The sequence below is a fragment of the Streptomyces flavovariabilis genome, from assembly GCF_000725785.1.
Taxonomy (GTDB): domain Bacteria; phylum Actinomycetota; class Actinomycetes; order Streptomycetales; family Streptomycetaceae; genus Streptomyces; species Streptomyces hawaiiensis.
In genome coordinates, this window is record NZ_JNXD01000012.1 from 97,041 (window position 1) to 121,219 (window position 24,179).

21 protein-coding genes, 5 tRNA genes and 2 pseudogenes are annotated in these 24,179 nt (G+C 70.0%); 17 read left to right on the forward strand and 11 right to left on the reverse strand.

All coding sequences use genetic code 11. From position 1 onward, the window contains the following. A complete protein-coding gene (locus IO24_RS0122345; protein ID WP_031138062.1) occupies nt 1-195 on the forward strand; it encodes an acyl-CoA carboxylase subunit epsilon in 195 nt (64 codons plus the stop codon). A 339-nt stretch (nt 196-534) separates the two neighbouring features. On the opposite strand, the gene IO24_RS46645 is transcribed toward IO24_RS0122345, so the two are convergent. The 8 genes and pseudogenes from IO24_RS46645 to IO24_RS0122385 all read right to left on the reverse strand — a co-directional run bounded on the left by IO24_RS46645 (nt 535) and on the right by IO24_RS0122385 (nt 10,933). Then, a complete protein-coding gene (locus IO24_RS46645; protein ID WP_051905968.1) occupies nt 535-1,032 on the reverse strand; it encodes a GTP-binding protein in 498 nt (165 codons plus the stop codon). 18 nt (nt 1,033-1,050) lie between these two features. After that, nucleotides 1,051-1,248, reverse strand: a pseudogene (locus tag IO24_RS46650) (DUF742 domain-containing protein); the annotation flags it as partial. Between the two features lie 364 nt (nt 1,249-1,612). Further along, nucleotides 1,613-2,026 (reverse strand): roadblock/LC7 domain-containing protein, encoded by a 414-nt coding sequence (locus IO24_RS0122360; RefSeq protein WP_003993185.1) that lies wholly within the window; start codon nt 2,024-2,026, stop codon nt 1,613-1,615. A gap of 10 nt (nt 2,027-2,036) precedes the next feature. After that, nucleotides 2,037-5,330 (reverse strand): sensor histidine kinase, encoded by a 3,294-nt coding sequence (locus tag IO24_RS0122365; RefSeq protein ID WP_031138067.1) that lies wholly within the window; start codon nt 5,328-5,330, stop codon nt 2,037-2,039. Nucleotides 5,331-5,703: 373 nt separating this feature from the next. Continuing rightward, a pseudogene (locus IO24_RS0122370) lies at nt 5,704-6,153 on the reverse strand (GTP-binding protein); the annotation flags it as partial. After that, nucleotides 6,141-6,518 (reverse strand): DUF742 domain-containing protein, encoded by a 378-nt coding sequence (locus IO24_RS0122375; RefSeq protein WP_031138071.1) that lies wholly within the window; start codon nt 6,516-6,518, stop codon nt 6,141-6,143. The pseudogene IO24_RS0122370 and the gene IO24_RS0122375, both read right to left, overlap by 13 nt. A 110-nt stretch (nt 6,519-6,628) precedes the next feature. Further along, complete coding sequence (locus IO24_RS0122380) at nt 6,629-7,042, reverse strand: roadblock/LC7 domain-containing protein (RefSeq protein WP_031138073.1); 414 nt, start codon at nt 7,040-7,042, stop codon at nt 6,629-6,631. A gap of 9 nt (nt 7,043-7,051) precedes the next feature. Continuing rightward, the gene (locus tag IO24_RS0122385) at nt 7,052-10,933 is read right to left on the reverse strand and encodes a sensor histidine kinase (protein ID WP_031138075.1); all 3,882 of its coding nucleotides are present in this window, start codon (nt 10,931-10,933) and stop codon (nt 7,052-7,054) included. A 603-nt stretch (nt 10,934-11,536) separates the two neighbouring features. On the opposite strand from IO24_RS0122385, the gene IO24_RS0122390 reads away from it, so the two are divergent. The 9 genes from IO24_RS0122390 to IO24_RS0122430 all read left to right on the forward strand — a co-directional run bounded on the left by IO24_RS0122390 (nt 11,537) and on the right by IO24_RS0122430 (nt 15,640). Further along, nucleotides 11,537-11,728, forward strand: a complete 192-nt coding sequence (locus IO24_RS0122390; RefSeq protein ID WP_031138077.1) for a hypothetical protein — start codon at nt 11,537-11,539, stop codon at nt 11,726-11,728. A gap of 172 nt (nt 11,729-11,900) precedes the next feature. Further along, a complete protein-coding gene (locus tag IO24_RS0122395) occupies nt 11,901-12,677 on the forward strand; it encodes a fumarylacetoacetate hydrolase family protein (RefSeq protein WP_031138079.1) in 777 nt (258 codons plus the stop codon). Next, nucleotides 12,670-14,154 carry a glutamate--tRNA ligase gene (gene gltX / locus IO24_RS0122400; protein WP_031138081.1) on the forward strand — a complete coding sequence of 495 codons (1,485 nt, stop codon included), beginning with the start codon at nt 12,670-12,672 and terminating at the stop codon, nt 14,152-14,154. Before IO24_RS0122395 ends, gltX begins: the two co-directional genes overlap by 8 nt. A 193-nt stretch (nt 14,155-14,347) precedes the next feature. After that, nucleotides 14,348-15,079: an HAD family hydrolase gene (locus tag IO24_RS0122405; protein ID WP_031138084.1), complete on the forward strand. Its 732-nt coding sequence runs from the start codon at nt 14,348-14,350 to the stop codon at nt 15,077-15,079. Nucleotides 15,080-15,169: 90 nt separating this feature from the next. After that, nucleotides 15,170-15,241, forward strand: a tRNA-Gln gene (locus tag IO24_RS0122410). Nucleotides 15,242-15,262: 21 nt separating this feature from the next. Beyond that, nucleotides 15,263-15,335, forward strand: a tRNA-Glu gene (locus IO24_RS0122415). A 39-nt stretch (nt 15,336-15,374) separates the two neighbouring features. After that, nucleotides 15,375-15,447 (forward strand) — tRNA-Glu (locus tag IO24_RS0122420). Nucleotides 15,448-15,467: 20 nt separating this feature from the next. Next, a tRNA-Gln gene (locus tag IO24_RS0122425) sits at nt 15,468-15,539 on the forward strand. 28 nt (nt 15,540-15,567) lie between these two features. Further along, nucleotides 15,568-15,640, forward strand: a tRNA-Glu gene (locus tag IO24_RS0122430). 184 nt (nt 15,641-15,824) lie between these two features. On the opposite strand, the gene ndgR is transcribed toward IO24_RS0122430, so the two are convergent. Beyond that, the gene (gene ndgR / locus IO24_RS0122435) at nt 15,825-16,541 is read right to left on the reverse strand and encodes an IclR family transcriptional regulator NdgR (protein WP_031138086.1); all 717 of its coding nucleotides are present in this window, start codon (nt 16,539-16,541) and stop codon (nt 15,825-15,827) included. A gap of 195 nt (nt 16,542-16,736) precedes the next feature. Between ndgR and leuC the strand changes: the two genes are divergently transcribed. The 4 genes from leuC (at nt 16,737) to IO24_RS0122455 (ending at nt 20,050) form a co-directional block, all read left to right on the forward strand. Next, nucleotides 16,737-18,164, forward strand: coding sequence for a 3-isopropylmalate dehydratase large subunit (gene leuC / locus IO24_RS0122440; protein ID WP_031138088.1), 1,428 nt, complete (start codon nt 16,737-16,739; stop codon nt 18,162-18,164). 6 nt (nt 18,165-18,170) lie between these two features. Beyond that, nucleotides 18,171-18,764: a 3-isopropylmalate dehydratase small subunit gene (gene leuD / locus IO24_RS0122445; RefSeq protein WP_031138091.1), complete on the forward strand. Its 594-nt coding sequence runs from the start codon at nt 18,171-18,173 to the stop codon at nt 18,762-18,764. A 277-nt stretch (nt 18,765-19,041) separates the two neighbouring features. Continuing rightward, complete coding sequence (locus tag IO24_RS0122450; RefSeq protein ID WP_031138093.1) at nt 19,042-19,272, forward strand: SCO5555 family protein; 231 nt, start codon at nt 19,042-19,044, stop codon at nt 19,270-19,272. Between the two features lie 136 nt (nt 19,273-19,408). Then, entirely contained in the window at nt 19,409-20,050 is a 642-nt protein-coding gene (locus IO24_RS0122455; protein ID WP_031138095.1) for an HU family DNA-binding protein, read from the forward strand. 71 nt (nt 20,051-20,121) lie between these two features. On the opposite strand, the gene IO24_RS0122460 is transcribed toward IO24_RS0122455, so the two are convergent. Continuing rightward, nucleotides 20,122-20,325, reverse strand: coding sequence for a hypothetical protein (locus IO24_RS0122460; RefSeq protein ID WP_031138097.1), 204 nt, complete (start codon nt 20,323-20,325; stop codon nt 20,122-20,124). Nucleotides 20,326-20,334: 9 nt separating this feature from the next. After that, on the reverse strand, nt 20,335-20,973 hold the full coding sequence (gene cofC / locus IO24_RS0122465) for a 2-phospho-L-lactate guanylyltransferase (RefSeq protein ID WP_031138099.1): 639 nt from the start codon (nt 20,971-20,973) through the stop codon (nt 20,335-20,337). A 157-nt stretch (nt 20,974-21,130) separates the two neighbouring features. Here cofC and IO24_RS0122470 point away from each other — a divergent pair, with 157 nt between their 5' ends. The 3 genes from IO24_RS0122470 to IO24_RS0122480 are packed head-to-tail and all read left to right on the forward strand — an operon-like array spanning nt 21,131 to nt 24,146. Then, complete coding sequence (locus IO24_RS0122470) at nt 21,131-21,922, forward strand: lysophospholipid acyltransferase family protein (RefSeq protein WP_031138101.1); 792 nt, start codon at nt 21,131-21,133, stop codon at nt 21,920-21,922. Then, entirely contained in the window at nt 21,919-22,929 is a 1,011-nt protein-coding gene (locus tag IO24_RS0122475) for an NAD(P)H-dependent glycerol-3-phosphate dehydrogenase (RefSeq protein ID WP_031138103.1), read from the forward strand. The genes IO24_RS0122470 and IO24_RS0122475 overlap by 4 nt, the downstream gene beginning before the upstream one ends. Before the next feature lie 59 nt (nt 22,930-22,988). Continuing rightward, a complete protein-coding gene (locus IO24_RS0122480) occupies nt 22,989-24,146 on the forward strand; it encodes a D-alanine--D-alanine ligase family protein (protein WP_031138105.1) in 1,158 nt (385 codons plus the stop codon). The last annotated feature ends 33 nt before the right edge of the window (nt 24,147-24,179 follow it).

A 24,179-nucleotide genomic window follows, 5' to 3' on the forward strand; every position in this document is an offset into this window, starting at 1 on the left:
ATGGAATCGCCTGACATCCGCGTCGAGAAGGGCCACGCCGAGCCCGAGGAAGTAGCCGCCATCACGGCCATCCTCCTGGCCCGCGCCGCCGCCCGCCCCACCGACCCGACCCCGGTCCACCGCGGCCGCATCAAGGCGGGCTGGCGCCGCCTGGAGCGCGAGCCGGGCTTCCGCGCCCCGCACAGCTGGCGCTGAGTTCTGAACGTGCCTCACGGCCCCGTTCTCCCTCGGGAGGGCGGGGCCGTCGTGGTGCGGTGCCGGCGGACGACGACGTGCACGCCGGGGAAGTAGAGCGAGGCGGGATCGTCGGGGGGAACGCACGAGCTCATGTTCAGATGGAGAGCTCGGCCGGCGGGAACGATCCCGTCTCCACCCAGGCCGCGACGTCGATGAGCATCGGCCGCCGTCCTCGCCACGGTCGTGCCCAGCCGAATGCCGTCGCCTCCGCGCTCACCGCGCCCCCTCCCGGGACGAAACACCGCGGCCCCCGCTCCTCCCGCAGGAGGAACGAGGGCCGCAAGACAGACGGGGTGATTACCTCAGCCGTGCCATCAGAGCGTGCTCGACCAGCGTGATCAGCGCCGACTTGGCGTCGGCCCGGTGGCGGGCGTCGGTCGTGATGATCGGGGTGTCAGGGCCGATCTGGAGGGCTTCCCGGACCTCGTCGGGCGTGTACGGCTGCTGGCCGTCGAAGCCGTTCAGCGCGATGACGAACGGCAGACCCGAGTTCTCGAAGTAGTCGACGGCGGGGAAGCAGTCGGCGAGCCTCCTCGTGTCGACCAGCACGATCGCGCCGATGGCGCCGCGCACCAGGTCGTCCCACATGAACCAGAAGCGGTCCTGGCCCGGTGTACCGAAGAGGTACAGGATCAGGTCCTGGTCCAGGGTGATACGGCCGAAGTCCATGGCCACCGTGGTGGTGGTCTTGTCCCCGGTGTGGGTGAGGTCGTCGATGCCGGCCGAAGCGGACGTCATGACGGCCTCGTGGCCGCCGGCGTTCTCGTCGCCGCCGGGCTGATGGATGGCGACCAGTCCCGCCTCCGCCAAGTCGGCGACGAGGATCCTGGCCACGCCGAGAGGGATCGTGAGGAGCGCCGAGATCTCGGCGACCGACTTGATTTCCCGGCAGAGGTTGCAGATCCGCTGATGCTCGGGCAACTGGCCCTGCATCTGGTGCGGCTGCGCAGTGGTGTGCACCAGCGCCTCGATGGCGAGCTGGTAGCGCGGGCGGGTCCGGCCGCCGGTCATGGCGTACGGACGCACCAACGGGTTGTGGTTGTTCGACGCCCCGCCGGGCGCCGGCTCTGGGGTGCGGCGCTGCGGCTGTACAGGCTGGATACGCGGGGCCGGCGGCTGGTCGTACGGCGACGGGCCGGGGCCCTGCGGCGCGTACGGCTGCCGGTGGCTCGGTGCGGAGGGGAAGTTGTAACGGTTCGGGTTCTGGCCACCGTCGCCCTGGCCCTGGGCAGGACCGTACGACCAGTTGCCCGAAGACGAACCGCCTGGGGGTGTTGCCACTTTCTCCTCCTCCGACTGTGCCTGGCACCCATCGCTGTGGAGCCGCGTCCCGAAACCTTACGGCCACGGGACGCCAAAACGCACCGTCCGTCTGTTAGTTGAGCAGGCTCCCCTGGAGCTCTGCACGAAGGTCCGGTGTCAGGACCGTACCGGCTCGGTCGACCAGCAGCGCCATCTCGTACCCGATGAGGCCGATGTCCGCCTCGGGATGTGCGAGAACCGCGAGCGACGAACCGTCGGATACGGACATGATGAAGAGGAATCCCCGCTCCATCTCCACAACGGTCTGGTTGACGGCTCCTCCCTCGAAGATCCGGGAAGCGCCCGCCGTCAGGGACGTCAGACCGGAAGCGACGGCCGCGAGCTGGTCGGCGCGGTCGCGGGGGAAGCCTTCGGACATCGCCAGAAGGAGTCCGTCGGCGGAGACCACCACCGTGTGGGACACCCCCGGGGTGTTGTCCACGAAGTTGGTGATCAACCAGTTCAGGTTCTGTGCCGCCTGGCTCATCGGGCTCACACTAACGCTCCTGGTTGTAGGTGCTGTCAGGACCGAAGCCCTGGCCGTTCGTTTCACTGCCTGCGCTGCGCCCGCGCTGGACGCCTCGACGCAGGTTGCTCAGCCTGCCCCGGACGTCCTCCGGGGCGCGGGAGACCTGTGGGCCTCCCTGGGGGGTGCTCTCGGCGGCTCCCTCGATCAGGTTGGCCTTGGGCACCCGCCTCGGCAGGCCGGAGGAGGTGACCCCGCCCGCCTTGGGCTTCCGGAGCTGCGAGGCCTGCTGCCACCGCTCGTCGTTGGCCGAGCGCCAGCTGCTGTCGCCGTTGCTCTCCGGGGTGGAGGCCGGCGGTTCCTGGCTCGCGTGCCGTGCGCCACCCGCGCCGTTCGTACCGCTCGCGGTGGCTCCGCGGCGGGGGAGCCCGGCGTCCGTCAGCGTGCGCCCGTTGGAGGGGGCCGGTCCCGGACGGTCGAAGCCTACGCGGTCCTGCTCACTCGCGTCAGCGGCCTGCGCAGATTCCGTTTCCGGGGCCTGAGCAGGGTACTGGCTCGGGTAGCCGTTCTGGTAACCGTCCTGCTGCGGCCAGTCATCCTGGTGGCGCCGCTGCTCGAACGCGGCGAAACCGCCCGGACCGCTCGCGCCCTGCGCCGGGGACTCCTCCTGGGCCGGCTCCGCATAGGAGGGCTCCGGGTAGCCGCCGTTCGGCGAGAAGGTGTCGTTCTGCGGCAGACCGCCGTTCGGCGCGTAGTACTGCTCGTCGTACGCAGACCGCTGCGGCTCCTCGTACGACGCCTGCTGCTGCTCCTGGTACGACGCCTGCTGCGGCTCCTCGTACGGCGCCTGATGGTCGTACGAGGACGGCTGCTGCTCCGGGTAACCGGTCTGGCCGGTGTCGTAGCCCTGCCCGGTGTCGTAGCCCTGCTGACCGTTGTACTCGTCGCGGTACCCGTTCGCCCGGTCGGGCTCCTGGCTGCGCTGTCCGGGCAGCTCGGGCGACTGGGCCTCCAGGGCCGCCCGGCGCTCCTCGCGCATCAGGGAGCGGCCGACGGGGTCCAGTTCGCGTATGTCGTCGGGGACGTCGGAGTAGCGGCTGTCGTCGAAGCCCAGCTCCGCGGCCGTGCGCATGGGCTGGCCGAAGCTCTCGCCGCCGAAGTTCTGCTCCGGGATGATCTGCGAAACGGTGAACTCGTCGCGGTCCACGTGCTGCTCGCCGCCACCACCGTGGGTGATCGCGTCCGGCAGCATGACCAGCGAGGTCGTGCCGGCCTGCTCGCCCGAGGGACGCAGCTGGACCCGGATGCCGTGCCGGTCGGACAGCCGGCCGACCACGAACAGGCCCATGCGCTGGGAGATCGCGGCGTCCACGGTCGGAGGGTTGGCCAGCTTGTGGTTGATGTCCGCGAAGTCCTCGGCGGTGAGGCCGATGCCCTTGTCGTGGATCTCGATCATCACGCGGCCGTCGGGGAGACGGGTCGCGGTGACGCGGACCTTGGTCTGCGGGGAGGAGAACGTCGTGGCGTTCTCCAGGAGCTCGGCGAGCAGGTGCACGAGGTCGGTCACGGCCCGGCCGTGGATCTCGGCCTCCGGGACGCCGGAGAGCTCGATGCGCTCGTACTGCTCCACCTCGGAGGAGGCGGCGCGCAGCACGTCGACCAGCGGGACCGGCTGGTCCCAGCGGCGGCCGGGCTCCTCGCCGGCGAGGACCAGGAGGTTCTCGCCGTTGCGGCGCATACGGGTCGCCAGGTGGTCCAGCTTGAAGAGGTTCTCCAGCTGGTCCGGGTCGGCCTCGTTGTTCTCCAGGTCGGTGATCAGGGTCAGCTGGCCCTCGATCAGCGACTGGTTGCGGCGCGACAGGTTGGTGAAGATCGCGTTGATGTTGCCCCGCAGCAGGGCCTGCTCGGCGGCGAGCCGGACGGCCTCGCGGTGGACCTGGTCGAAGGCGCGGGCGACCTCGCCGATCTCGTCGGTGGTGGTGATCGGGATGGCCTGGACGCGGGTGTCGACGCGGCCGGGGTCGGTGCGGGAGAGCTGGTCGACCAGCATCGGCAGACGCTGCTCGGCGATGCCGAAGGCGGCGTTGCGCAGCTGGCGCATCGAGCGGCTCATCTGGCGGGCGACCGCACCGGCCAGGATGAAGGCGAGGAGCAGGGCGACCACGACGGCGGCACCGGTGATGTAGGCGTCACGCTGGGCGTCGTCGGCGATGTCGGACGCTTCGCTCACGGCCTTGTCGGCCAGCTCGGTCTCGATCTTGTTGTACGCGTCGAACTTCAGCGTGGTGACGGCCCACCAGTTCTGAGCCGTGATGCCCGCCTGGGCGAGGTTGGCGCGCTCGCTCGGGTCCGTCGACGGCAGCGCCGCGATCCGCGCCAGCATCGTGGTGGGGTTGGCGGGCGGCGGTACGTAGTCCGGGTCCTTGGCCTTGGCGTCCGCTGCCATCTTCGCGGCATCGGCCTTGATCTGCTTCTCGGCCGCCGTCAGCTTGGCGAAGTCCTCTTCGGTGCCGCCGCTCTCGTACTCCTGGATGGCGATGCGCTCCAGGTAGGCGTACGAGGACAGCGCGATGCGCTGGCTGGCCAGGTTGCCGCCGTCCGGTCCGGGCTTGATCAGCATGTGCATGCCGATGGAGCGCTGAAGGGAGAGGGCGCCCTTGGTCAGCGAGATGGCGTAGACGGTGCGGCCGTAGCTGGTGATGTTGCCGGTGCCCAGGCCGAGCTCATTGGCGAACTCCAGCAGCCTGTGCTCGGTCTCGACGTAGCCCTCTTCGGTCTGCACGCCCTTGAGCTGGCTGGTGTAGGCGGCCGCACGCAGCTGCGCGAGCTTCGGCTCCACCTCACGGAAGCGCTCCAGGCGCCGCTCCAGGCCGGGCCGGTCGGGCATGTTCTTGACGGCCTCGTCGAAGGCGTCGGCCGCCTTGTCGGTGTTCGCACGGGCCTTGACGACCGTCGGGTCCTTCGCGCCCTTGCCCTGGAGGAGTGGGGCGGCGGTCACGTCGCGCTCGACGAGCAGCTCGTTGCCGTAGGCCAGGGCGGCGCGGACCAGACGCGCGGTGTTCTCCGCGTCCTCGGCCTCCTGCCAGGTGTCGATCGAGCTCTTCACCTGGAAGCCGCCCATGACGAGGCCGACCAACACGGGTATGAGCAGGATCGCGTTGAGCCTGGTCGCCACGCGCCAGTTGCGAGGGGAGAGACGGCCGCCGCTCTCGGCGGGCGCGGCCGTCGGTTCCGAACCGGGCACGGGGGCGGGCGCCGCTGTGCGCGGCGGCGGGGTGAAGTTGCCCCGGGCCGACGGCTCGGGACTGTTCTTGCTTCGCCTCACTCGACCAACAACCTCTCGGCGGTCGGCACCAACGTTGTGCCGCAGTGTTCAGAGCCCAACACGCCTCGATGGACGAGTACGTCATTGACTATTGGGCAGTTCAGGCATTCCAGCACGACGACCTGCGCTCTTCCAAACAGTCCGGGGCGGGGAATCGACGTGATGTAAGCCCCAGATAAAACGGTCATAAAGAGCGAGCCCCGCCAAAAGGCGGGGCGATTGTGCGCGCAGCGAGACCGGATGTGCGCGACGCGTGGCCGTACCACCCGATTCCTCTGCCGAAACGTTATGAACACCTTGGCCGACCGTGTCAAAGGACACAGTCGGCTCCGGTGCATCTACGACAACTGCCGTATTGCGCTTCTGAATTGTGCTACCTCAGCCGTGCCATCAGAGCGTGCTCGACCAGCGTGATCAGCGCCGACTTGGCGTCGGCCCGGTGGCGGGCGTCCGTCGTGATGATCGGGGTGTCAGGGCCGATCTGCAGCGCCTCACGCACCTCTTCCGGCTGGTAGGGCTGCTGCCCGTCGAAGCCGTTCAGCGCCACGACGAACGGCAGACCCGAGTTCTCGAAGTAGTCGACGGCCGGGAAGCAGTCGGCCAGACGCCGGGTGTCCACGAGCACCACCGCGCCGATGGCGCCGCGCACCAGGTCGTCCCACATGAACCAGAAGCGGTCCTGGCCCGGTGTACCGAAGAGGTACAGGATCAGGTCCTGGTCCAGAGTGATACGGCCGAAGTCCATGGCCACCGTGGTGGTGGTCTTGTCCCCGGTGTGGGTGAGGTCGTCGATGCCGGCCGAAGCGGACGTCATGACGGCCTCGCGAGCAGTGTCACGTCCGGCGTGCCGGTGGCGTCGTCGCCGCCCGGCTGGTGGATCGCGACGAGACCGGCCTCGGCGAGGTCCGCGACCAGGATCCGGGCCACCCCCAGCGGCATGTTGAGCAGCGCCGAGACCTCGGCCACCGACTTCACCTCACGGCAGAGGTGGCAGATCCGCTGGTGCTCCGGGAGCAGCCCCATGAGCGCGGCGGGGTCCGCGGTCGTGCTGATCAGTGCCTCGATGGCCAGCTGATAGCGCGGCCGGGTCCGGCCGCCGGTCATGGCGTACGGCCGTACCAGCGGCTGGTCGCCCTCGTCCTCGTACGGCTCCGCGTACGGATCATGAGAGGCGGTGGGCGGGGTCATGGGTCCTCCGGGCGGGACAGCAAGTCGGTCAGCAAGCCGTCTGACGGGGCCTGTGTGGGGTATGTGGCAGCCGGACGGTGATGTGGTGAGACGGGTGGTGCCGGGGCCGATCAGTGGAGCAGACTGCCTTGGAGCTCAGCTCGCAGGTCGGGGGTGAGAACCGCGCCCGCGCGGTCGACCAGGAGCGCCATCTCGTAGCCGACGAGGCCGATGTCGCACTCGGGGTGGGCGAGTACGGCGAGTGACGAGCCGTCCGAGACGGACATGAGGAAGAGGAACCCTCGCTCCATCTCCACCACCGTCTGCGCCACTTCACCACCCTCGAAGATCCTTGAGGCGCCTGCCGTCAGCGACGTCAGGCCCGAGGCGACGGCCGCGAGCTGGTCCGCGCGGTCACGCGGGAAGCCCTCCGACAGCGCCAGGAGGAGACCGTCGGCGGACACGACGACGGTGTGGGACACCCCGGGGGTGTTGTCCACGAAGTTGGTGATCAACCAGTTGAGATTCTGTGCCGCCTGGCTCATCGGACTCAACTAACGCTCCTGCTGGTGAGTGGGCCGTGGGTGGCTGCCGGTCTGGGTGGACCCGGCCTGACGACCCTGTGCGATTCCCCGACGGAGATTGGTCAGCCGGCCGCGTACGTCATCGGGCGCACGCGAGACCTGAGGACCGCTCTGGTGGGTTTGCTGCTGAGCCGTGCCCGGGACGAGGTTCGCCCGGGGCACCCGGCGCGGCAGGCCGGAGGTGGTGACACCGCCCGCGGCGGGCTGGCGGACTCGCTCGGCCTGGCGGACGAGGTCGTCGTTCGGCGAGGTGCGCCAGCCGGCGGGGGCGGACCGCTGAGGACCGGTGGACCCCTGCGGTTGCTGAGGGGCGGCCGGAGCCGAGCCGTTGTTCTGCTGCTGCTCCTGCTGGCCGTGGAACCAGTTGGTCTCCAGCGTGTCGTACAGCGGAGTACGACCGTCGCCCGGACCGGACGCCGGCGGCAGGGCCTCGGGCTCCTGCCGGACGGGCCGGGCCTGCGGGGCGGGCGGACGCGGGGCGCCGAAGTCGGCCGGCCCCCGGCCACCGTTGTTCTGCGGCCGCTCGAACTGGCCCGTGCCCGCGGGGTCGGCCGGCGTGGCCGGACCCGGCAGGGTGGGCCGCCCGGAGCCGTTGTCCTGGCGGGAGGCCGGGTACTGGCCGGTCGAGCCGTTGTCCTGCCGCGGCGCGGGGTACTGACCCGTGGAGCCGTTGTCCTGGCGGGGCGCGGGGTACTGACCCGTGGAGCCGTTGTCCTGGCGGGGCGCGGGGTACTGACCGGTCGAGCCGCTGTCCTGTCGCGGGGCCGGGTACTGGCCGGTGGAGCCGTTGTCGTAGGACTGCGGCGCCGGGTACTGGCCCGACGTGGACGACGGGTCGCGGTGGCCGCCCGGGGTGCCGAAGACGTCCGGGCGGACGAACTGGCTCTCGCCCTGCGGCGCGTTCGCGTGGGGGCCGAACGGGTCCGCGTGCTGAGCGGCGCCGAAGTCGGCCGGCGAGCCGAGGCCCTGCCGGTCGTCGTCGCGCGGCACGGCCGGCATCTCCGTCGTGGCGCCGGGGCCCTGACGGTCGTCGGCGCGCGGCAGGGAAGACGTACGGGAGACGTCCGGCTCCTCGTGGCCGCGCGGGGCGTCCAGCGAGGCACGCACCGGCGGCTGGGCGTTCTCGTCGCTCCAGCTCGGCACGCGCGGCTGCGCGTCGCCGCCGGGCAGCTCGGCCCGCGGCCCGCCGCGCGGCGGCAGCTGCGGCCTGCGGCCCTTGCCCTGCTCGCCGTTGCCGCTCTGCTTCTTCCGGCTCCGGCCACCGCCGAAGGCGTCCTGGCCCTGCGGCCCGTTGGTGCCCGCGGCCTGCAGACCCTGCGGGGCGCCCGGCGCCTGCTGGCCGAACCCGGCACCGCCACCGGCGGGAGCCGGACGGCCCTGCGAGGGACCACCCTGCTCGAACGCCGACGGGCCGGGACCCTGCGGTCCGCGCGCACCGCCCGGCGCTCCCGGACGGCCGCCGTCCGCGTCCCGCCCGGGCAGTGCGGCCCGCGGGCTCTGACCGGGAGCGAGCCGGCCACCGCCGGACGCACCGCCACCGAAGGCACCGCCGGACGCACCGGCTCCGAGGACACCGCCACCCTGGCCGGCACCGGCGGCGCGCCGGGCCGCGGCCGCACCCGCGGCGGCCTGCGCGGCGGCGGGACCGCCGCCACCGACCGGCGGCTGGCCGGGCTGCTTGGGCTGGGGCTTCCTGCCGCCCTGGGCGACATCGACGGGCAGCATGACCAGCGCGGTCGTGCCACCGGAGTCGGACGGGCGCAGCTGGATGCGGATGCCGTGCCGCTGGGACAGCCGGCCGACCACGAACAGACCCATGCGGCGGGAGACGGAGACGTCCACCGTCGGGGGAGAGGCGAGCCGCTCGTTGATCGCGGCCAGGTCCTCCGGCGACAGACCGATACCGGTGTCGTGGATCTCGATCAGGACCCGGCCGTCGGGCAGCGCGTGACCGGTGACCTTGACCTTGGTCTGCGGCGAGGAGAACGAGGTGGCGTTCTCGAGCAGCTCGGCGAGCAGGTGCACGAGGTCGTTGACCACGCGGCCGGCGACCTCGGTGGTCGGCACCGAGGCCAGCTCGATGCGCTCGTACTGCTCCACCTCGGACGCGGCGGCGCGGAGCACGTCGACCAGCGGGACCGGCCGGGTCCAGCGTCGGCCGGGCTCCTCGCCCGCGAGGACGAGGAGGTTCTCGCCGTTACGGCGCATGCGGGTCGCGAGATGGTCGAGCTTGAACAGCGAGGACAGCTGGTCCGGGTCGGCCTCGCGGGACTCCAGTTCGGAGATCAGCGACAGCTGGCGCTGGATCAGACCCTGGGAGCGGCGCGAGAGGTTGGTGAACATCGCGTTGACGTTGCCCCGCAGCAGGGCCTGCTCGGCGGCGAGGCGGACCGCCTCGCGGTGCACGTCGTCGAAGGCCGCGGCCACCCGGCCGATCTCGTCCCGGGAGTGCACACCGACCGACTCCACGGACGTGTCGACGTCCTGCGGGTCGGACTCGGACAGCTGCTTGACCAGCTCGGGCAGACGGTCGGAGGCGACCCTGGTCGCGGTGTCCTCCAGGCGGCGCAGCGAGCGGATCATGGACCGCGCCACGACGAAGGCGCCGACCAGCGACACACCGAGCACGATCAGGATCAGGGCACCGGAGATGATCGCGTCGCGCTCGGTGGCGCTGCGCAGCTCGCGGGCCTTCTGTTCCATCTCCTCGAGCAGCGTGTGCTCGATGTTCTTCATCTGCTGGATCTTGGTGGAGCTGTCGTCCAGCCAGTCGCGGTAGGACCGCTTGTCCTGCTGGGCGAGACCGCTCGCGGAGACCAGGGCGCGACCCGCGTAGGTGTCGGTCGCCTTGATCGTGGAGTTGCCGCCGTCCTCGATCGGCTTCAGCAGCTCGGCGGCGGCGTCCTCGCCGTAGATGCTCTTGAAGCTGCGGATCTCGGAATTCTGGCTCTCCAGGGCCGACTCGGCGTAGAGCCGGTCGTTCGGCGAGAGCTTGCCGGCCGTGGTGTTGCTCGCGGGCAGCGCGGCCGCCAGGGCCGCGCGCTGGATCGAGGAGTACTCCTTGGCGGAGGAGAACGCCGCGAGCGCACGCGTGCGCTGGATCATGTCCGGGTTGCTGGTCGCCTCGGCCATGTCCTGGGAGAGGTCGATCAGGTTCTCGATCAGACGGTGGTACGCCTCGATCGTCTGCGTGGAGTTGCCGTCGGAGGCGTAGGCGCCCTTGCGGATCTGCTCCAGGTCGCCCAGCTCGCCGGCGAGCTGCACGAGGTACTCGCGCACGCCCTTGAGGTTGCCGTCCTTGCTGGCGCTGTCGATCTCCTCGGAACTGTCGAGGAAGTTCTTCCTGGCCCGGTCGGTCTTCTCGCGAAGCCCCTTGACCGTGAAGTCGGTCGCCTTGCCGCCGTGCGCGAGCGGGCCGGCCGACTGGTCGCGCTCCTCCTGGAGCGCCGCCGACAGCTCGGTGGCCTGCTTGGTCATGTCCGTCAGCAGCTTCATGTTGTCGAGCTGCTGGATGTCGTCCATGGACTGGTTGATACGCAGTGCGCCCAGCGAGGTGGCCGCGACCACCGGGAGGGCGAGCAGCGACACCAGTCGCGTGGAGATGCGCCAGTTGCGCAGGGCTATTCGCGGCCCGGGGCCGGTCGGGCCCGTCGGCGGCTTCAGCGCCGGGGAAGGACCCGCGGACCCCGAGGGGGCCGACGTGCCGGGGCGCCCGGAGCGCTCACCGCCGTCACCGGCCGGGCCCTGGTTCTGGGCGTGCTGGGGCGAGGGGCCGCCATTCATGGGGCCAGTCCCGCCGTGCGGCTCCGGCTCCGCCGAAGCGTTGCCATCCCTCTTGAAACGTCCCTGCACTAGCGTCGCAACCTCTGGACCAGGCACCCCGTCGCCTGAACGGCGGGGCACGGTGTCGGCGTTCTGGGGACGCCCTGAAATACGCCCCCGTGGTGGTCGTGGGTGACCGGCGCTGGCTCCCCCTTCTCGCCGCCACTCGGCGCGACTGTGCGCCCCCTGTGCGCCGGCTCGATCCTGCGGCGGTCCGTGAGATTCCAGCACAGCACAGGATCTCCAACAAGGCCCGTAGGCCGAGCCGTGATGTAGGTGACACCACGTGAGTACCGGATCACGGGCCGTAGAAAGCGAGTTCGCCTATTTCGGACGTAAGTCCGCGAGTCGCCGAGCCGTACCGGGTGTCCCAGTCGCCATGATCAGGAGCGGAATGATGGCTTCAGTGAGTCAATGTCCGTTTCGTTGGGGTGGAGCGTGAGTCCGGATTGACCGATTCGCCCTCTGATTCGTGAGAAAACTCACATGCCGATCATGGTCTCTGTGCGGCCGCGCCGGGGAATCGCATGTTTAGCCTGACGCTTTACAGCGATGGCACAACCGACAACCCGCGCCCGCGCGGGGGTTCACACCCCCACCCGGCGCCCGTCACAGGACAGGGTCAAGTAAACAGTGAAGACGACGACGATGTTCCACAAGATCGCCAACCCGCGACGCACGACGCTGGCACACCTGGACGACGCCGACGAACTGCAGACGCCGGAGCAGCCGGAGCACCCCGTCGAACTGCCGGCCCAGACCGCAAACCCCAAGCGCACCGTCCTCATGGAGATCCCCGTCGCGGCCGCCGCGACCGCGGAGTGACACCAGCAAGTACGCGTGCCGGCCGCCGGATGCTCAGGACGGCAGGACACGGATTCTCCAGGGGCGCCCCCCGCGACGGGGCGCCCCTTCGTAATGCGCGGGGCGGGGTGGCCTCCCCGCGTTAGCCTGGACCGTCAGACTCCAGCCGCTTCAGTCAAGGGGCCAGCATCCCGTGCGCATCGCCAGGTTCTCCATCGACGGGAACGTCGCCTTCGGCGCCATCGAGGGCGACAAGCAGGACGAACTCGTCCTGGACATCATCAAGGGCATCCCGTTCGCGGACTTCGAGCTCTCCGGCACGAAGGTGCCGGTCGGCAAGGTCAGGCTGCTGCCGCCGGTACTCCCCAACAAGGTCGTGGCCTTCGGCCGCAACTACGGCGAGCACGCGCGCGAGCTGGGCCACGAGGTACCCGACTCCCCCTTCGCCTTCTTCAAGCCGTCCACCTCGGTGATCGGCCCCGGCGACGAGATCCAGTACCCCTCCTTCTCCGAGGAGCTGCACCACGAGGCCGAGCTGGCCGTGGTCATCGGCCGGATGTGCCGCGAGGTCCCGCGCGAGCGCGTCAAGGACGTGATCTTCGGCTACACCTGCGCCAACGACGTCACCGCCCGCGACGTGCAGAGGCGTGAGAAGCAGTGGGCCCGCGCCAAGGGCTTCGACAGCTCCTGCCCGCTCGGCCCCTGGGTGGAGACGGACCTGGACGCGAGCGACCTCACCATCCAGCTCACGGTCAACGGCCAGCAGCGCCAGCTGGGCCGGACCAGCGAGATGATCCACTCCATCGAGGACCTGATCGTCAACATCTCCGAGGCCATGACGCTGCTCCCCGGCGACGTGATCCTCACGGGCACCCCGGCTGGGGTCGGCCCCCTGAACGTCGGCGACGAGGTCGCCGTCACCATCGAAGGCATCGGCACTCTCACCAACAAGGTTGTCAAGCGTGGCTAGCGCACCCGGCTCTCCCGTACGCGTCCGTTTCTGTCCCTCGCCCACCGGCAACCCTCACGTGGGCCTGGTGCGCACCGCCCTGTTCAACTGGGCGTTCGCCAAGCACCACCAGGGGACCCTGGTGTTCCGTATCGAGGACACCGACGCGGCCCGCGACTCCGAGGAGTCGTACACCCAGCTGCTCGACTCGATGCGCTGGCTGGGCTTCGACTGGGACGAGGGCCCCGAGGTCGGCGGCCCGCACGCGCCGTACCGCCAGTCGCAGCGCATGGACCTCTACAAGGAGGTCGCGCAGAAGCTGCTCGACGCCGGCCACGCCTACCGCTGCTACTGCTCCCAGGACGAGCTGGACACCCGCCGCGAGGCCGCCCGCGCCGCCGGCAAGCCCTCCGGCTACGACGGCCACTGCCGCGCCCTCACCGCCGCCCAGGTCGAGGAGTACCAGGCCCAGGGCCGCGAGCCGATCGTCCGCTTCCGGATGCCCGACGAGACGATCACCTTCACCGACCTGGTCCGCGGCGAGCTCACCTTCACCCCGGAGAACGTCCCGGACTACGGCATCGTCCGCGCCAACGGCGCCCCGCTGTACACGCTGGTCAACCCGGTCGACGACGCCCTGATGGAGATCACCCACGTCCTGCGCGGCGAGGACCTGCTCTCCTCCACCCCGCGCCAGATCGCCCTGTACAAGGCGCTGATCGAGCTGGGCGTCGCCAAGGAGATCCCGTCCTTCGGCCACCTGCCGTACGTGATGGGCGAGGGCAACAAGAAGCTCTCCAAGCGCGACCCGCAGTCCTCCCTCAACCTCTACCGGGAGCGCGGCTTCCTCCCCGAGGGCCTGCTCAACTACCTCTCCCTGCTCGGCTGGTCCCTCTCGGCCGACCAGGACGTCTTCTCGATCGAGGAGATGGTCGCGGCGTTCGAGATCTCCGACGTGAACCCCAACCCGGCCCGCTTCGACCTGAAGAAGTGCGAGTCCATCAACGGCGACCACATCCGCCTGCTGGACGTGAAGGACTTCACCGAGCGCTGCCGCCCGTGGCTCCAGGCGCCGTTCGCCCCCTGGGCCCCGGAGGCCTTCGACGAGGCGAAGTGGCAGGCCGTCGCGCCGCACGCGCAGACCCGCCTCAAGGTCCTCTCCGAGATCACCGACAACGTCGACTTCCTGTTCCTGCCGGAGCCGGTGGCGGACGAGGCCAGCTGGACGAAGGCCATGAAGGAGGGCTCGGACGCCCTGCTGCGCACGGCCCGCGAGCAGCTGGAGGCGGCCGACTGGACCTCCGCCGAGTCGTTGAAGGAGGCCGTCCTGGCCGCCGGCGAGGCCCACGGCCTCAAGCTCGGCAAGGCCCAGGCCCCTGTCCGTGTCGCCGTCACCGGCCGCACGGTCGGCCTGCCGCTCTTCGAGTCCCTGGAGATCCTGGGCAAGGAGACCACCCTGGCCCGCATCGACGCGGCACTGGCGAAGCTGGCCGCGTAACGCGCAGCACCACACACGCGAGGGCGGCGTCCGGTTCGGGCGCCGCCCTCGCGCAGACGGAGGCCCGCGTCTCCTCGCCGACCGTGATCGGGAAGCCCACCGCCCGCCCCCGCGACGGCCAGGGGCCCGGCCTGACGCTCTCCGGCAGCCCGAACCCGGGCTGAGAGCGGGGCGCGGTGGGTACGGTCGGAGCATGAGCATCCAAGCCGTGGTCTGGGACGTCGACGACACCCTCTTCGACTACTCCACCGCCGACCGCCTCGGCATGCGCGCCCACCTCACGGCCGAGGGCCTGCTCGGCCGCTACGACGGCGTCGAGCAGGCCATCGACCACTGGCGGGAGATCACCCACCTGCAGTGGGCCCGCTTCTCGGCGGGCGAGGCCACCTTCGAGGACCAGCGGCGCGACCGCGTACGGGTGTTCCTGGGCCGGGACCTCACCGACGCCGAGGCCGACGCGTGGTTCCAGCGGTATGTCACCCACTACGAGGAGGTCTGGGCCCTCTTCCCGGACGTACTGCCCGTCCTCGACGCTCTCTCCGCCAGCCACCGGCACGCCGTGCTCTCCAACTCCAGCCTGCACGTCCAGGACCGCAAGTTGCGCGCCCTCGGCGTCCACGACCGCTTCGAGACCATCCTGTGCGCGGCCGAGCTCGGCATCTCCAAGCCCGAGGCCGGGGCGTTCCTCGCGGCCTGCGAATTCCTCGGGCTGCCGCCGCACCAGGTCGCCTACGTGGGCGACCATCCGGAGATCGACGGACGGGGTGCCGCCGACGCCGGACTGCTGTCGGTGTGGATCGACCGCGGTGGCCTGTACGCCACGATCGACCCGCCGGTCGGGCCGCACCGCATCGCCTCCCTCGCCGAACTGCCGTCCCTGCTCGGCTCGGATACTCGTTTTGGAGCCCCGTCCACCTTCAGGTAATGTTCTTCCTGCGCCGCAGGGAGCGGGCCGGAAGGCCGGAACCCCAGGCGCACAGCTAGAACACGAACCCCTCGGGGGCTTGCGTTCCGGTGGCCTATGGTGTAATTGGCAGCACGACTGATTCTGGTTCAGTTAGTCTTGGTTCGAGTCCAGGTAGGCCAGCTCGCAGAGCTCATCTGCATCGCCCCCGTTGTGTAGCGGCCTAGCACGCTGCCCTCTCAAGGCAGTAGCGCCGGTTCGAATCCGGTCGGGGGTACTGTTCCGAGCGATCGACGATCTTCTCGGGACTGCTAGGGCCCCCGTTGTGTAGCGGCCTAGCACGCCGCCCTCTCAAGGCGGTAGCGCCGGTTCGAATCCGGTCGGGGGTACTGACTGGTCTAAACCACATTGGTCTATGGTGTAATTGGCAGCACGACTGATTCTGGTTCAGTTAGTCTTGGTTCGAGTCCAGGTAGACCAGCTCGGACCTGCGGAAACGCAGTGTCCAGGCCCCCGTTGTGTAGCGGCCTAGCACGCCGCCCTCTCAAGGCGGTAGCGCCGGTTCGAATCCGGTCGGGGGTACACATCGCAGAAGGCCCCTCACTTCGGTGAGGGGCCTTCTGCGTATGCCTTAGGGGCGCGGGGAACTGCGCGAACAACCACTGACGGCCCGCACTCGACGACGAAACCGTCCCTGTCATGGCGCTGAGCCGGGGAAAGCCTGCCGCGGCGTTGAGGCGAGCCCTCCCCGAAACACCTGGTCGCTTCAGCCGGTACGCCGCAACGCCTCGGAGAGGCGCCCGGCGGCGTCGATCACAGCCTGTGCGTGCATCCGGCCGGGGTGCCGAGTAAGGCGCTCGATGGGGCCCGACACCGACACGGCGGCAACCACACGGTTCGACGGCCCCCGCACCGGCGCGGACACGGACGCGACACCCGGCTCCCGCTCACCGATCGACTGCGCCCAGCCCCGCCGCCGCACACCCGACAGGGCCGTCGCCGTGAAACGCGCCCCCTGCAGACCGCGGTGCAGCCGCTCCGGCTCCTCCCACGCCATCAGGATCTGAGCCGAGGAGCCCGCCTTCATCGTGAGCGTCGAACCGACCGGGACGGTGTCCCGCAGACCGGACAGACGCTCCGCCGCGGCGACGCAGATACGCATGTCGCCCTGGCGGCGATAGAGCTGCGCGCTCTCGCCCGTGATGTCACGAAGATGCGTGAGCACCGGGCCGGCGGTGGCGAGGAGACGGTCCTCACCCGCGGCCGCGGCAAGCTCTGACAGACGAGGGCCGAGAATGAAACGGCCCTGCATGTCGCGCGCCACCATGCGGTGGTGTTCCAGGGCCACGGCCAGGCGGTGGGCCGTGGGTCGTGCCAGTCCGGTGGCACCGACCAGACCCGCGAGGGTGGCCGGACCGGACTCCAGAGCGCTCAGGACGAGGGCCGCCTTGTCCAGAACGCCGACGCCGCTACTGTTGTCCATGAAACGATACTTGCGTCTCACTCTGTGAAACGCAAGTTCAAATTTCCGTGGAACGCGCCACCCTGGAATCACGAAGTCACAACGGCCCGTGACGTAAGGGCCTGGTGGTGTGTGCCCGGAATCAGGGGTACGGGCACCGCCTCCTCAAGATCTCTAGTTGGGTCGGCGGATCGTCGCCGTCCGGAGGGAAAAGCGATGGGTAGGACACTCGCGGAGAAAGTCTGGGACGACCATGTCGTCCGGCGCGCGGAGGGCGAGCCCGACCTTCTCTTCATCGATCTGCACCTGCTGCACGAGGTGACCAGCCCGCAGGCCTTCGACGGCCTCCGCAAGAGCGGCCGCACCGTGCGGCGCCTGGACCTCACCATCGCCACCGAGGACCACAACACCCCGACCCTCGACATCGACAAGCCGATCGCGGACCCGGTCTCCCGGATCCAGCTGGAGACGCTGCGCAAGAACGCCGCCGACTTCGGCGTACGGCTGCACCCGCTGGGCGACGTCGAGCAGGGCGTCGTGCACGTCGTCGGCCCGCAGCTGGGCCTGACCCAGCCCGGTACCACCGTGGTCTGCGGCGACTCCCACACCTCCACGCACGGCGCCTTCGGCGCGCTGGCGTTCGGCATCGGCACCTCCCAGGTGGAGCACGTGCTGGCCACCCAGACGCTGCCGATGTCCCGCCCGAAGACGATGGCGATCACGGTCGACGGTGAACTGCCCGACGGCGTCACCGCCAAGGACCTGATCCTGGCGATCATCGCGAAGATCGGCACGGGCGGCGGCCAGGGCTACGTCCTGGAGTACCGCGGCGAGGCCATCGAGAAGCTCTCGATGGAAGCCCGCATGACCATCTGCAACATGTCGATCGAAGCCGGCGCCCGCGCGGGCATGATCGCCCCGGACGAGACCACCTTCGCGTACCTCAAGGGCCGCCCGCACGCCCCCGAGGGCGAGGACTGGGACGCCGCCGTCGCGTACTGGAAGACGCTCAGGACGGACGAGGACGCCGAGTTCGACGCCGAGGTCGTCATCGACGCCGCCGAGCTGTCGCCGTTCGTCACCTGGGGCACCAACCCGGGCCAGGGCGCACCGCTTTCGGCGTCCGTCCCCGATCCTGCTTCGTACGAAGACGCATCGGAGCGCTACGCCGCGGAAAAGGCCCTGGAGTACATGGGGTTGGAGGCGGGGCAGCCGCTGCGCTCCATCAAGGTGGACACCGTCTTCGTAGGCTCGTGCACCAACGGCCGCATCGAGGACCTGCGCGCCGCCGCCGAGCTGATGAAGGACCGCAAAGTCGCCGACGGCGTACGGATGCTGGTCGTCCCGGGCTCCGCGCGCGTCGGTCTGCAGGCCGTGTCCGAGGGCCTGGACGTCGTCTTCAAGGAGGCCGGCGCCGAGTGGCGGCACGCGGGCTGCTCGATGTGCCTGGGCATGAACCCCGACCAGCTGGCCCCCGGTGAGCGCTCCGCGTCCACCTCCAACCGCAACTTCGAGGGCCGGCAGGGCAAGGGCGGCCGCACCCACCTGGTGTCTCCGCAGGTCGCCGCCGCCACCGCCGTCCTGGGCCACCTGGCCTCCCCGGCCGACCTGTCCGCCGACGCCCCCACGCCCGCTGGAGTCTGATCAGTCATGGAAGCCTTCACCACCCACACCGGCCGGGCCGTCCCGCTGCGCCGCAGCAACGTCGACACCGACCAGATCATCCCCGCCCACTGGCTCAAGAAGGTCACGCGCGACGGGTTCGAGGACGGGCTGTTCGAGGCCTGGCGCAAGGATGAGTCCTTCATCCTCAACCAGCCCGAGCGGCAGGGCGCGACCGTCCTGGTCGCCGGCCCCGACTTCGGTACCGGCTCCTCCCGTGAGCACGCTGTCTGGGCGCTGCAGAACTACGGCTTCAAGGCCGTGATCTCCTCCCGCTTCGCTGACATCTTCCGCGGCAACTCGCTCAAGAACGGCCTGCTCACGGTTGTTCTGGAGCAGAAGACCGTGGACGCGCTGTGGGAGCTCACCGAGAAGGACCCGCAGGCCGAGATCACCGTCGACCTGGAGAGCCGCGAGGTGCGCGCCGAGGGCATCACCGCCTCCTTCGAGCTGGACGAGAACTCCCGCTGGCGGCTGCTGAACGGCCTCGACGACATCTCGATCACCCTGCGGAACGAGGCGGACATCTCCGCGTACGAGGCGAAGCGCCCGGCGTTCAAGCCGCGGACGCTCCCGGTCTGACCCCGGGCACGGTCCACCGCCTCTGAACAAGGCGACTTTCGGCCACCGCAACACCCCCTCTGTACCCCCGATCAGCCCGATCGGGGGTACAGCTGTGTCTGCACCCGAACGGCCCTGCCCACCCGCTGTTCAGCTGCCAACTTCCCACGTTATGCCGGTGGTTGCCGGGGTACGCGAGGGGTACGGCCGTGACTTCCACGTGTGCCCGGAAGGCCGTTTGAGGCGTCAGTTGTCCCCTGCGCAGGCGACAACTCGCCCCAGATGGCACAATCTGTGCATGGAACACGACGGCCAACTCGAGCTCTATGCGGCAGTCGCGGACCAACTCAAGGAAGCGCACACAAGGGTGCGCGCACTGCAAGTCCCGGAGGGCGTACGGATGGCGCTGACCCGGAAGCTGCTGGTCATTACGGCCGCGGCCAAGCACGATCTCGCCGACGCGGCAAGGCGGCTGGAGCGGTTCACCGCGGACCTCGACGAGGGACGAATCCCCGACGAGGAACGCTGAACCTCTCGACACCGTCGAGTTCGCTGCGGCACAAGGGTGATAAGCCCGTTTCGTGTTTGATTTGCGGTATATATCTGCCTAACGTGCGAAAAAGCTTGAACACTTTCGTTCTGGCGATGTCTCCGAAGGGGAAGACGTGAACAAGGCGCAGCTCGTAGAAGCGATTGCCGACAAGATGGGCGGCCGCCAGCAGGCCGCCGATGCTGTCGACCATGTACTGGACGCCATCGTCCGCGCGGTCGTCTCGGGTGAGCGGGTCTCGGTCACCGGCTTCGGTTCGTTCGAGAAGGTCGACCGTCCGGCCCGGTACGCCCGTAACCCCCAGACGGGCGAGCGGGTTCGGGTCAAGAAGACCTCCGTTCCGCGCTTCCGTGCTGGTCAGGGCTTCAAGGACCTGGTCAGCGGTTCGAAGAAGCTGCCGCGCGGCGGCGAGGTATCCGTCAAGAAGGCGCCGAAGGGCAGCCTGACCGGTGGTGCCGGCGCGACGGTCAAGAAGGCCGCCGCCAAGAAGGCGACCACGAAGTCGGCCGCCGCGAAGAAGACCACCGCCAAGAAGGCGACGGCGAAGAAGGCCACCACGAAGACCGCGGCCGCGAAGAAGACCACGGCGAAGAAGGCGCCCGCCAAGAAGACGACGGCGACGTCCAAGACCACCGCCGCGAAGAAGACGACCGCGAAGAAGGCCCCGGCGAAGAAGGCCACGGCCAAGAAGGCGCCCGCCAAGAAGTCGACGGCGCGCAAGACCACCGCCAAGAAGACCACCGCCCGCAAGAAGTAAGGGCGCTTGGGTACTCACACGCCGGGCCGGACTCCGCATGGAGTCCGGCCCGCGGCGTGTTCAGCAAGTGGTCAGAGGGTCTGCAGGGTCACCAGAGTGATCCGGAGGGCGTCTTTCGCACCCTCCACCTCGATACGGACCCGCTGACCCGGGCGCAGCAGCCTGAGGCCCCCCGCGTCGAACGCGGCCGCGTCGAAGGGCACCGGGGTGCCGTCGTCCAGAAGCACCTGCCCGCTGCGGCTTTCGGGGTCGTACGTGTACGCGGTCGCCTGCATGGCCGCAGCCTACTGCCCGGGTATCAGCAACCGCGCGGCGGCCGCGGCCGTATGAGGGCCGACGCCCAGGGCCAGCGCGCTGCGCAGGTCGTCGCCGGTGTCCACGTCCTGGCGTACGGAATCCACCGTGGCGAGCGGCAGTTCCACGGCCCCGGAGGCGCGGTGCCGGGCCCGGGAATCCGTACCGAAGGCCGGGCGCAATGCGCGGCCCGGGGCTGCGGCCAGCAGAGTCGTGCCGATTCCGGCCGCGTCCGGAAGAAATGCACGCGGGAATTCAGCGGCTGCGTCGAGTACCCGGGACAATTCCATGGGGCGCAGGGCCGGCAGATCTGCGTTGAGTGCGGCTACCGCGCGGGCCGGACGGGCGGACCGTACGACCCGCGTCGCGTGTGCGAGGGCGGCGTTGAGGCCGCCGCCCGGCTCGTCGGGGATGATCGCGGCGCCCAGTGCGGCCAGCTCGCGGCCCGCGCGGGCGTCGTCCGTGACGACTGCCACATCCCCTACCGCATGGCAGGCCAGCGCGGCCGTCACCGTGTCCTGCGCGAAGGCCAGCGCCAGGTCCGGCCGCAGCCCGTCGTCCGCGGTGTCCGCAAGCCTGCTCTTGGCCTGGGCCAGGGGTTTCAGGGGCACGACCAGGGTCCACTGCACGGGTGTTCCGTCCTCCTCTTGTCGCGGTCATTGTCACCCGGGGCATCGGGCGGGCGGTGTGCCGGGGCGTACGGTGTTCTCGACAGACCGGCGGGCCGGGGCGACACTTGTGCGGCCCCCGTGGCCCCCGCTTCAGGCCCAAGAGGAAGGTGTCCGCGTGCCCCGCCGCAGAATCGGCTTCTGGTACCGCTTCGCCGCGGTGATCTGCAAACCGCCGCTGGTGGTTCTGCTCAGGCGGGACTGGCGCGGAATGGAGCACATTCCGGCCGAGGGTGGATTTATCACCGCGGTGAACCACAATTCGCACATCGACCCCTTCGCTTACGCGCACTTTCAGTACAACACCGGGCGGGTCCCGCGATTCCTCGCGAAGAGCGGGCTTTTCAAGAAGGGATTCGTCGGCGCCGCGATGCGGGGCACCGGGCAGATCCCCGTCTACCGCGAGAGCACGGACGCGCTGAGCGCCTTCCGGGCCGCGATCGAGGCCGTGGACCGCGGGGAATGCGTCGCCTTCTATCCCGAGGGCACCCTCACCCGCGACCCGGACGGCTGGCCCATGACCGGCAAGACCGGGGCCGCGCGGGTCGCCCTGCAGACGAAGTGCCCGGTGATCCCCGTCGCCCAGTGGGGCTGCAACGAGTTGCTGCCGCCGTACGCGAAGAGGCCGCATCCGCTGCCGCGCAAGACGCACCGCGTGCTCGCCGGGCCGCCCGTGGACCTTGCGCGGTTCTACGACCGGGAGATGACCGCGGACCTGCTGAAGGAGGCCACGGAGGTCATCATGGCCGCTGTGACCGCCCAGCTGGAGCTGATCCGCGGGGAGAAGGCGCCCGAGACGCCGTACGACCCGCGCCGGGAGCGGACCGAGCAGCGGCGCCGCACACAGGCGCAGACGAAGACGCATCAGCAGTCCGGGCAGACCGTGCAGGAAGAGGGGCTGGGTAAGTGAGCAAGCCGGTCAAGACGGCGGTCCTGAGCGCCGGTTCGTGGGGCACGGCCTTCGGTATGGTGCTCGCCGACGCGGGGTGCGAGGTCACTCTGTGGGGGCGCCGCCCGGAGGTCGTGGAGGCGATCAACTCCACGCGGACCAATCCCGACTACTTCCCGGGCGTCGAGCTCCCGGAGAACGTGCGGGCCACCACGGATCCCGCCGAAGCCGCGGCGGACGCCGACTTCACGGTCCTGTCGGTGCCCTCGCAGACCCTGCGCGCCAACCTCGCCGAGTGGAGCCCGCTCCTCGCCCCCGGCACGGTCCTGGTGTCGCTGATGAAGGGCGTCGAACTCGGCTCCGCCATGCGGATGAGCGAGGTCATCGACGACGTCGCCAAGGTCGGCCCGGACCGGATCGCCGTGGTGACGGGGCCCAACCTGGCCCGGGAGATCGCCGCGCGGATGCCGGCGGCGGCCGTGGTCGCCTGCACCGACGAGGCCGTCGCCCAGCGACTCCAGACCGCCTGCCACACGCCGTACTTCCGCCCGTACACCAATACGGACGTGGTGGGTTGCGAACTGGGCGGAGCCGTGAAGAACGTCATCGGCCTCGCCGTGGGCATCGCGGACGGCATGGGCCTCGGCGACAACGCCAAGGGCTCGCTCATCACCCGCGGCCTCGCCGAGACGACCCGGCTCGGCATGGCGCTCGGCGCCGACCCGCTGACCTTCTCCGGACTCGCGGGCCTGGGCGACCTGGTGGCCACCTGCTCCTCGCCGCTGTCGCGCAACCACACCTTCGGCACCAACCTCGGCAAGGGCATGACCCTCCAGGAGACCATCGCGGTCACCAAGCAGACCGCCGAGGGCGTCAAGTCCTGCGAGTCGGTGCTGGATCTGGCCCGCCGGTACGGTGTCGACATGCCGATCACGGAGACGGTCGTCGGCATCGTGCACGAGGGCAAGCCCCCGGTGGTGGCTCTCAAGGAGCTGATGTCGCGCAGCGCGAAGCCCGAACGACGCTGAGCGACGCGACGCCGACGGCGCTTACTACCGGCCCTACCAACGGGTACTCTCAACGCGATATGAGCACCGAGAACCTCCCCCAGAGCCCCGAGCAGCCGCCTCGCAAGCCGCGTGTGGCCGTCGTGTTCGGCGGGCGCAGCTCCGAACACGGGATCTCCGTGGTCACCGCCGGCGCCGTCCTCAAGGCCATCGACCGGACGAAGTACGACGTCCTGCCGATCGGCATCACCCAGGACGGGCGTTGGGCGCTCACGGCGGACGAACCGGAGCGGATGGCGATCGTCGACCGGCGCCCGCCGAGCGTCGACCTGCTCGCCGAGTCCGCCGAGGGCGCGGTGATCCTCCCCGTCGACCCCGCCAGCCGCGAAGTCGTCTACAGCGAGCCGGGATCGGTTCCCAAGGCGCTCGGCGAGGTCGACGTGGTCTTCCCGGTGCTGCACGGCCCGTACGGCGAGGACGGCACTCTCCAGGGCCTCCTGGAGCTTTCCGGAGTCCCGTACGTGGGTTCGGGTGTGCTCGCCTCGGCCGTGGGCCAGGACAAGGAGTACATGAAGCGGGTGTTCACCTCCTTCGGGCTGAAGGTGGGCCCGTACGTGGTGATCCGCCCGCGCGAGTGGGAACACGATGAGGCCGCCGCCCGCAAGAAGATCGTCGACTTCGCCGGCGAGCACGGCTGGCCGCTGTTCGTGAAGCCCTCGCGCGCCGGTTCCTCCATCGGCATCACCAAGGTCGACGACCTCTCGGGCCTCGACGAGGCGATCGCCGAGGCCCGGCGGCACGACCCGAAGATCCTCGTGGAGGCCGCCCTGCGCGGCCGCGAGATCGAGTGCGGCGTCCTGGAGTTCGAGGACGGCCCTCGCGCCTCCCTGCCCGCGGAGATCCCCCCGCCCGAGGCGCAGGCGTACTACGACTTCGAGGCCAAGTACATCGACTCCACGCCCGGCATCGTGCCGGCGCCGCTGACGCCCGAGGAGACGGCCGAGGTGCAGCGCCTGGCGGTCGACGCCTTCGAGGCGGCGTCCTGCGAGGGCCTGGTCCGCGCGGACTTCTTCCGCACCGACGACGGCGAGTTCGTGATCAACGAGATCAACACCATGCCCGGCTTCACGCCCATCTCGATGTACCCGCAGATGTGGCAGGCGAGCGGGGTGAGCTACCCCGAGCTGATCGACCGGCTGGTGCAGGCGGCACTGCGCCGCTCGACGGGCCTGCGCTGACCCACCCGGGGGCGCGGGGAACTGCGCGACCAG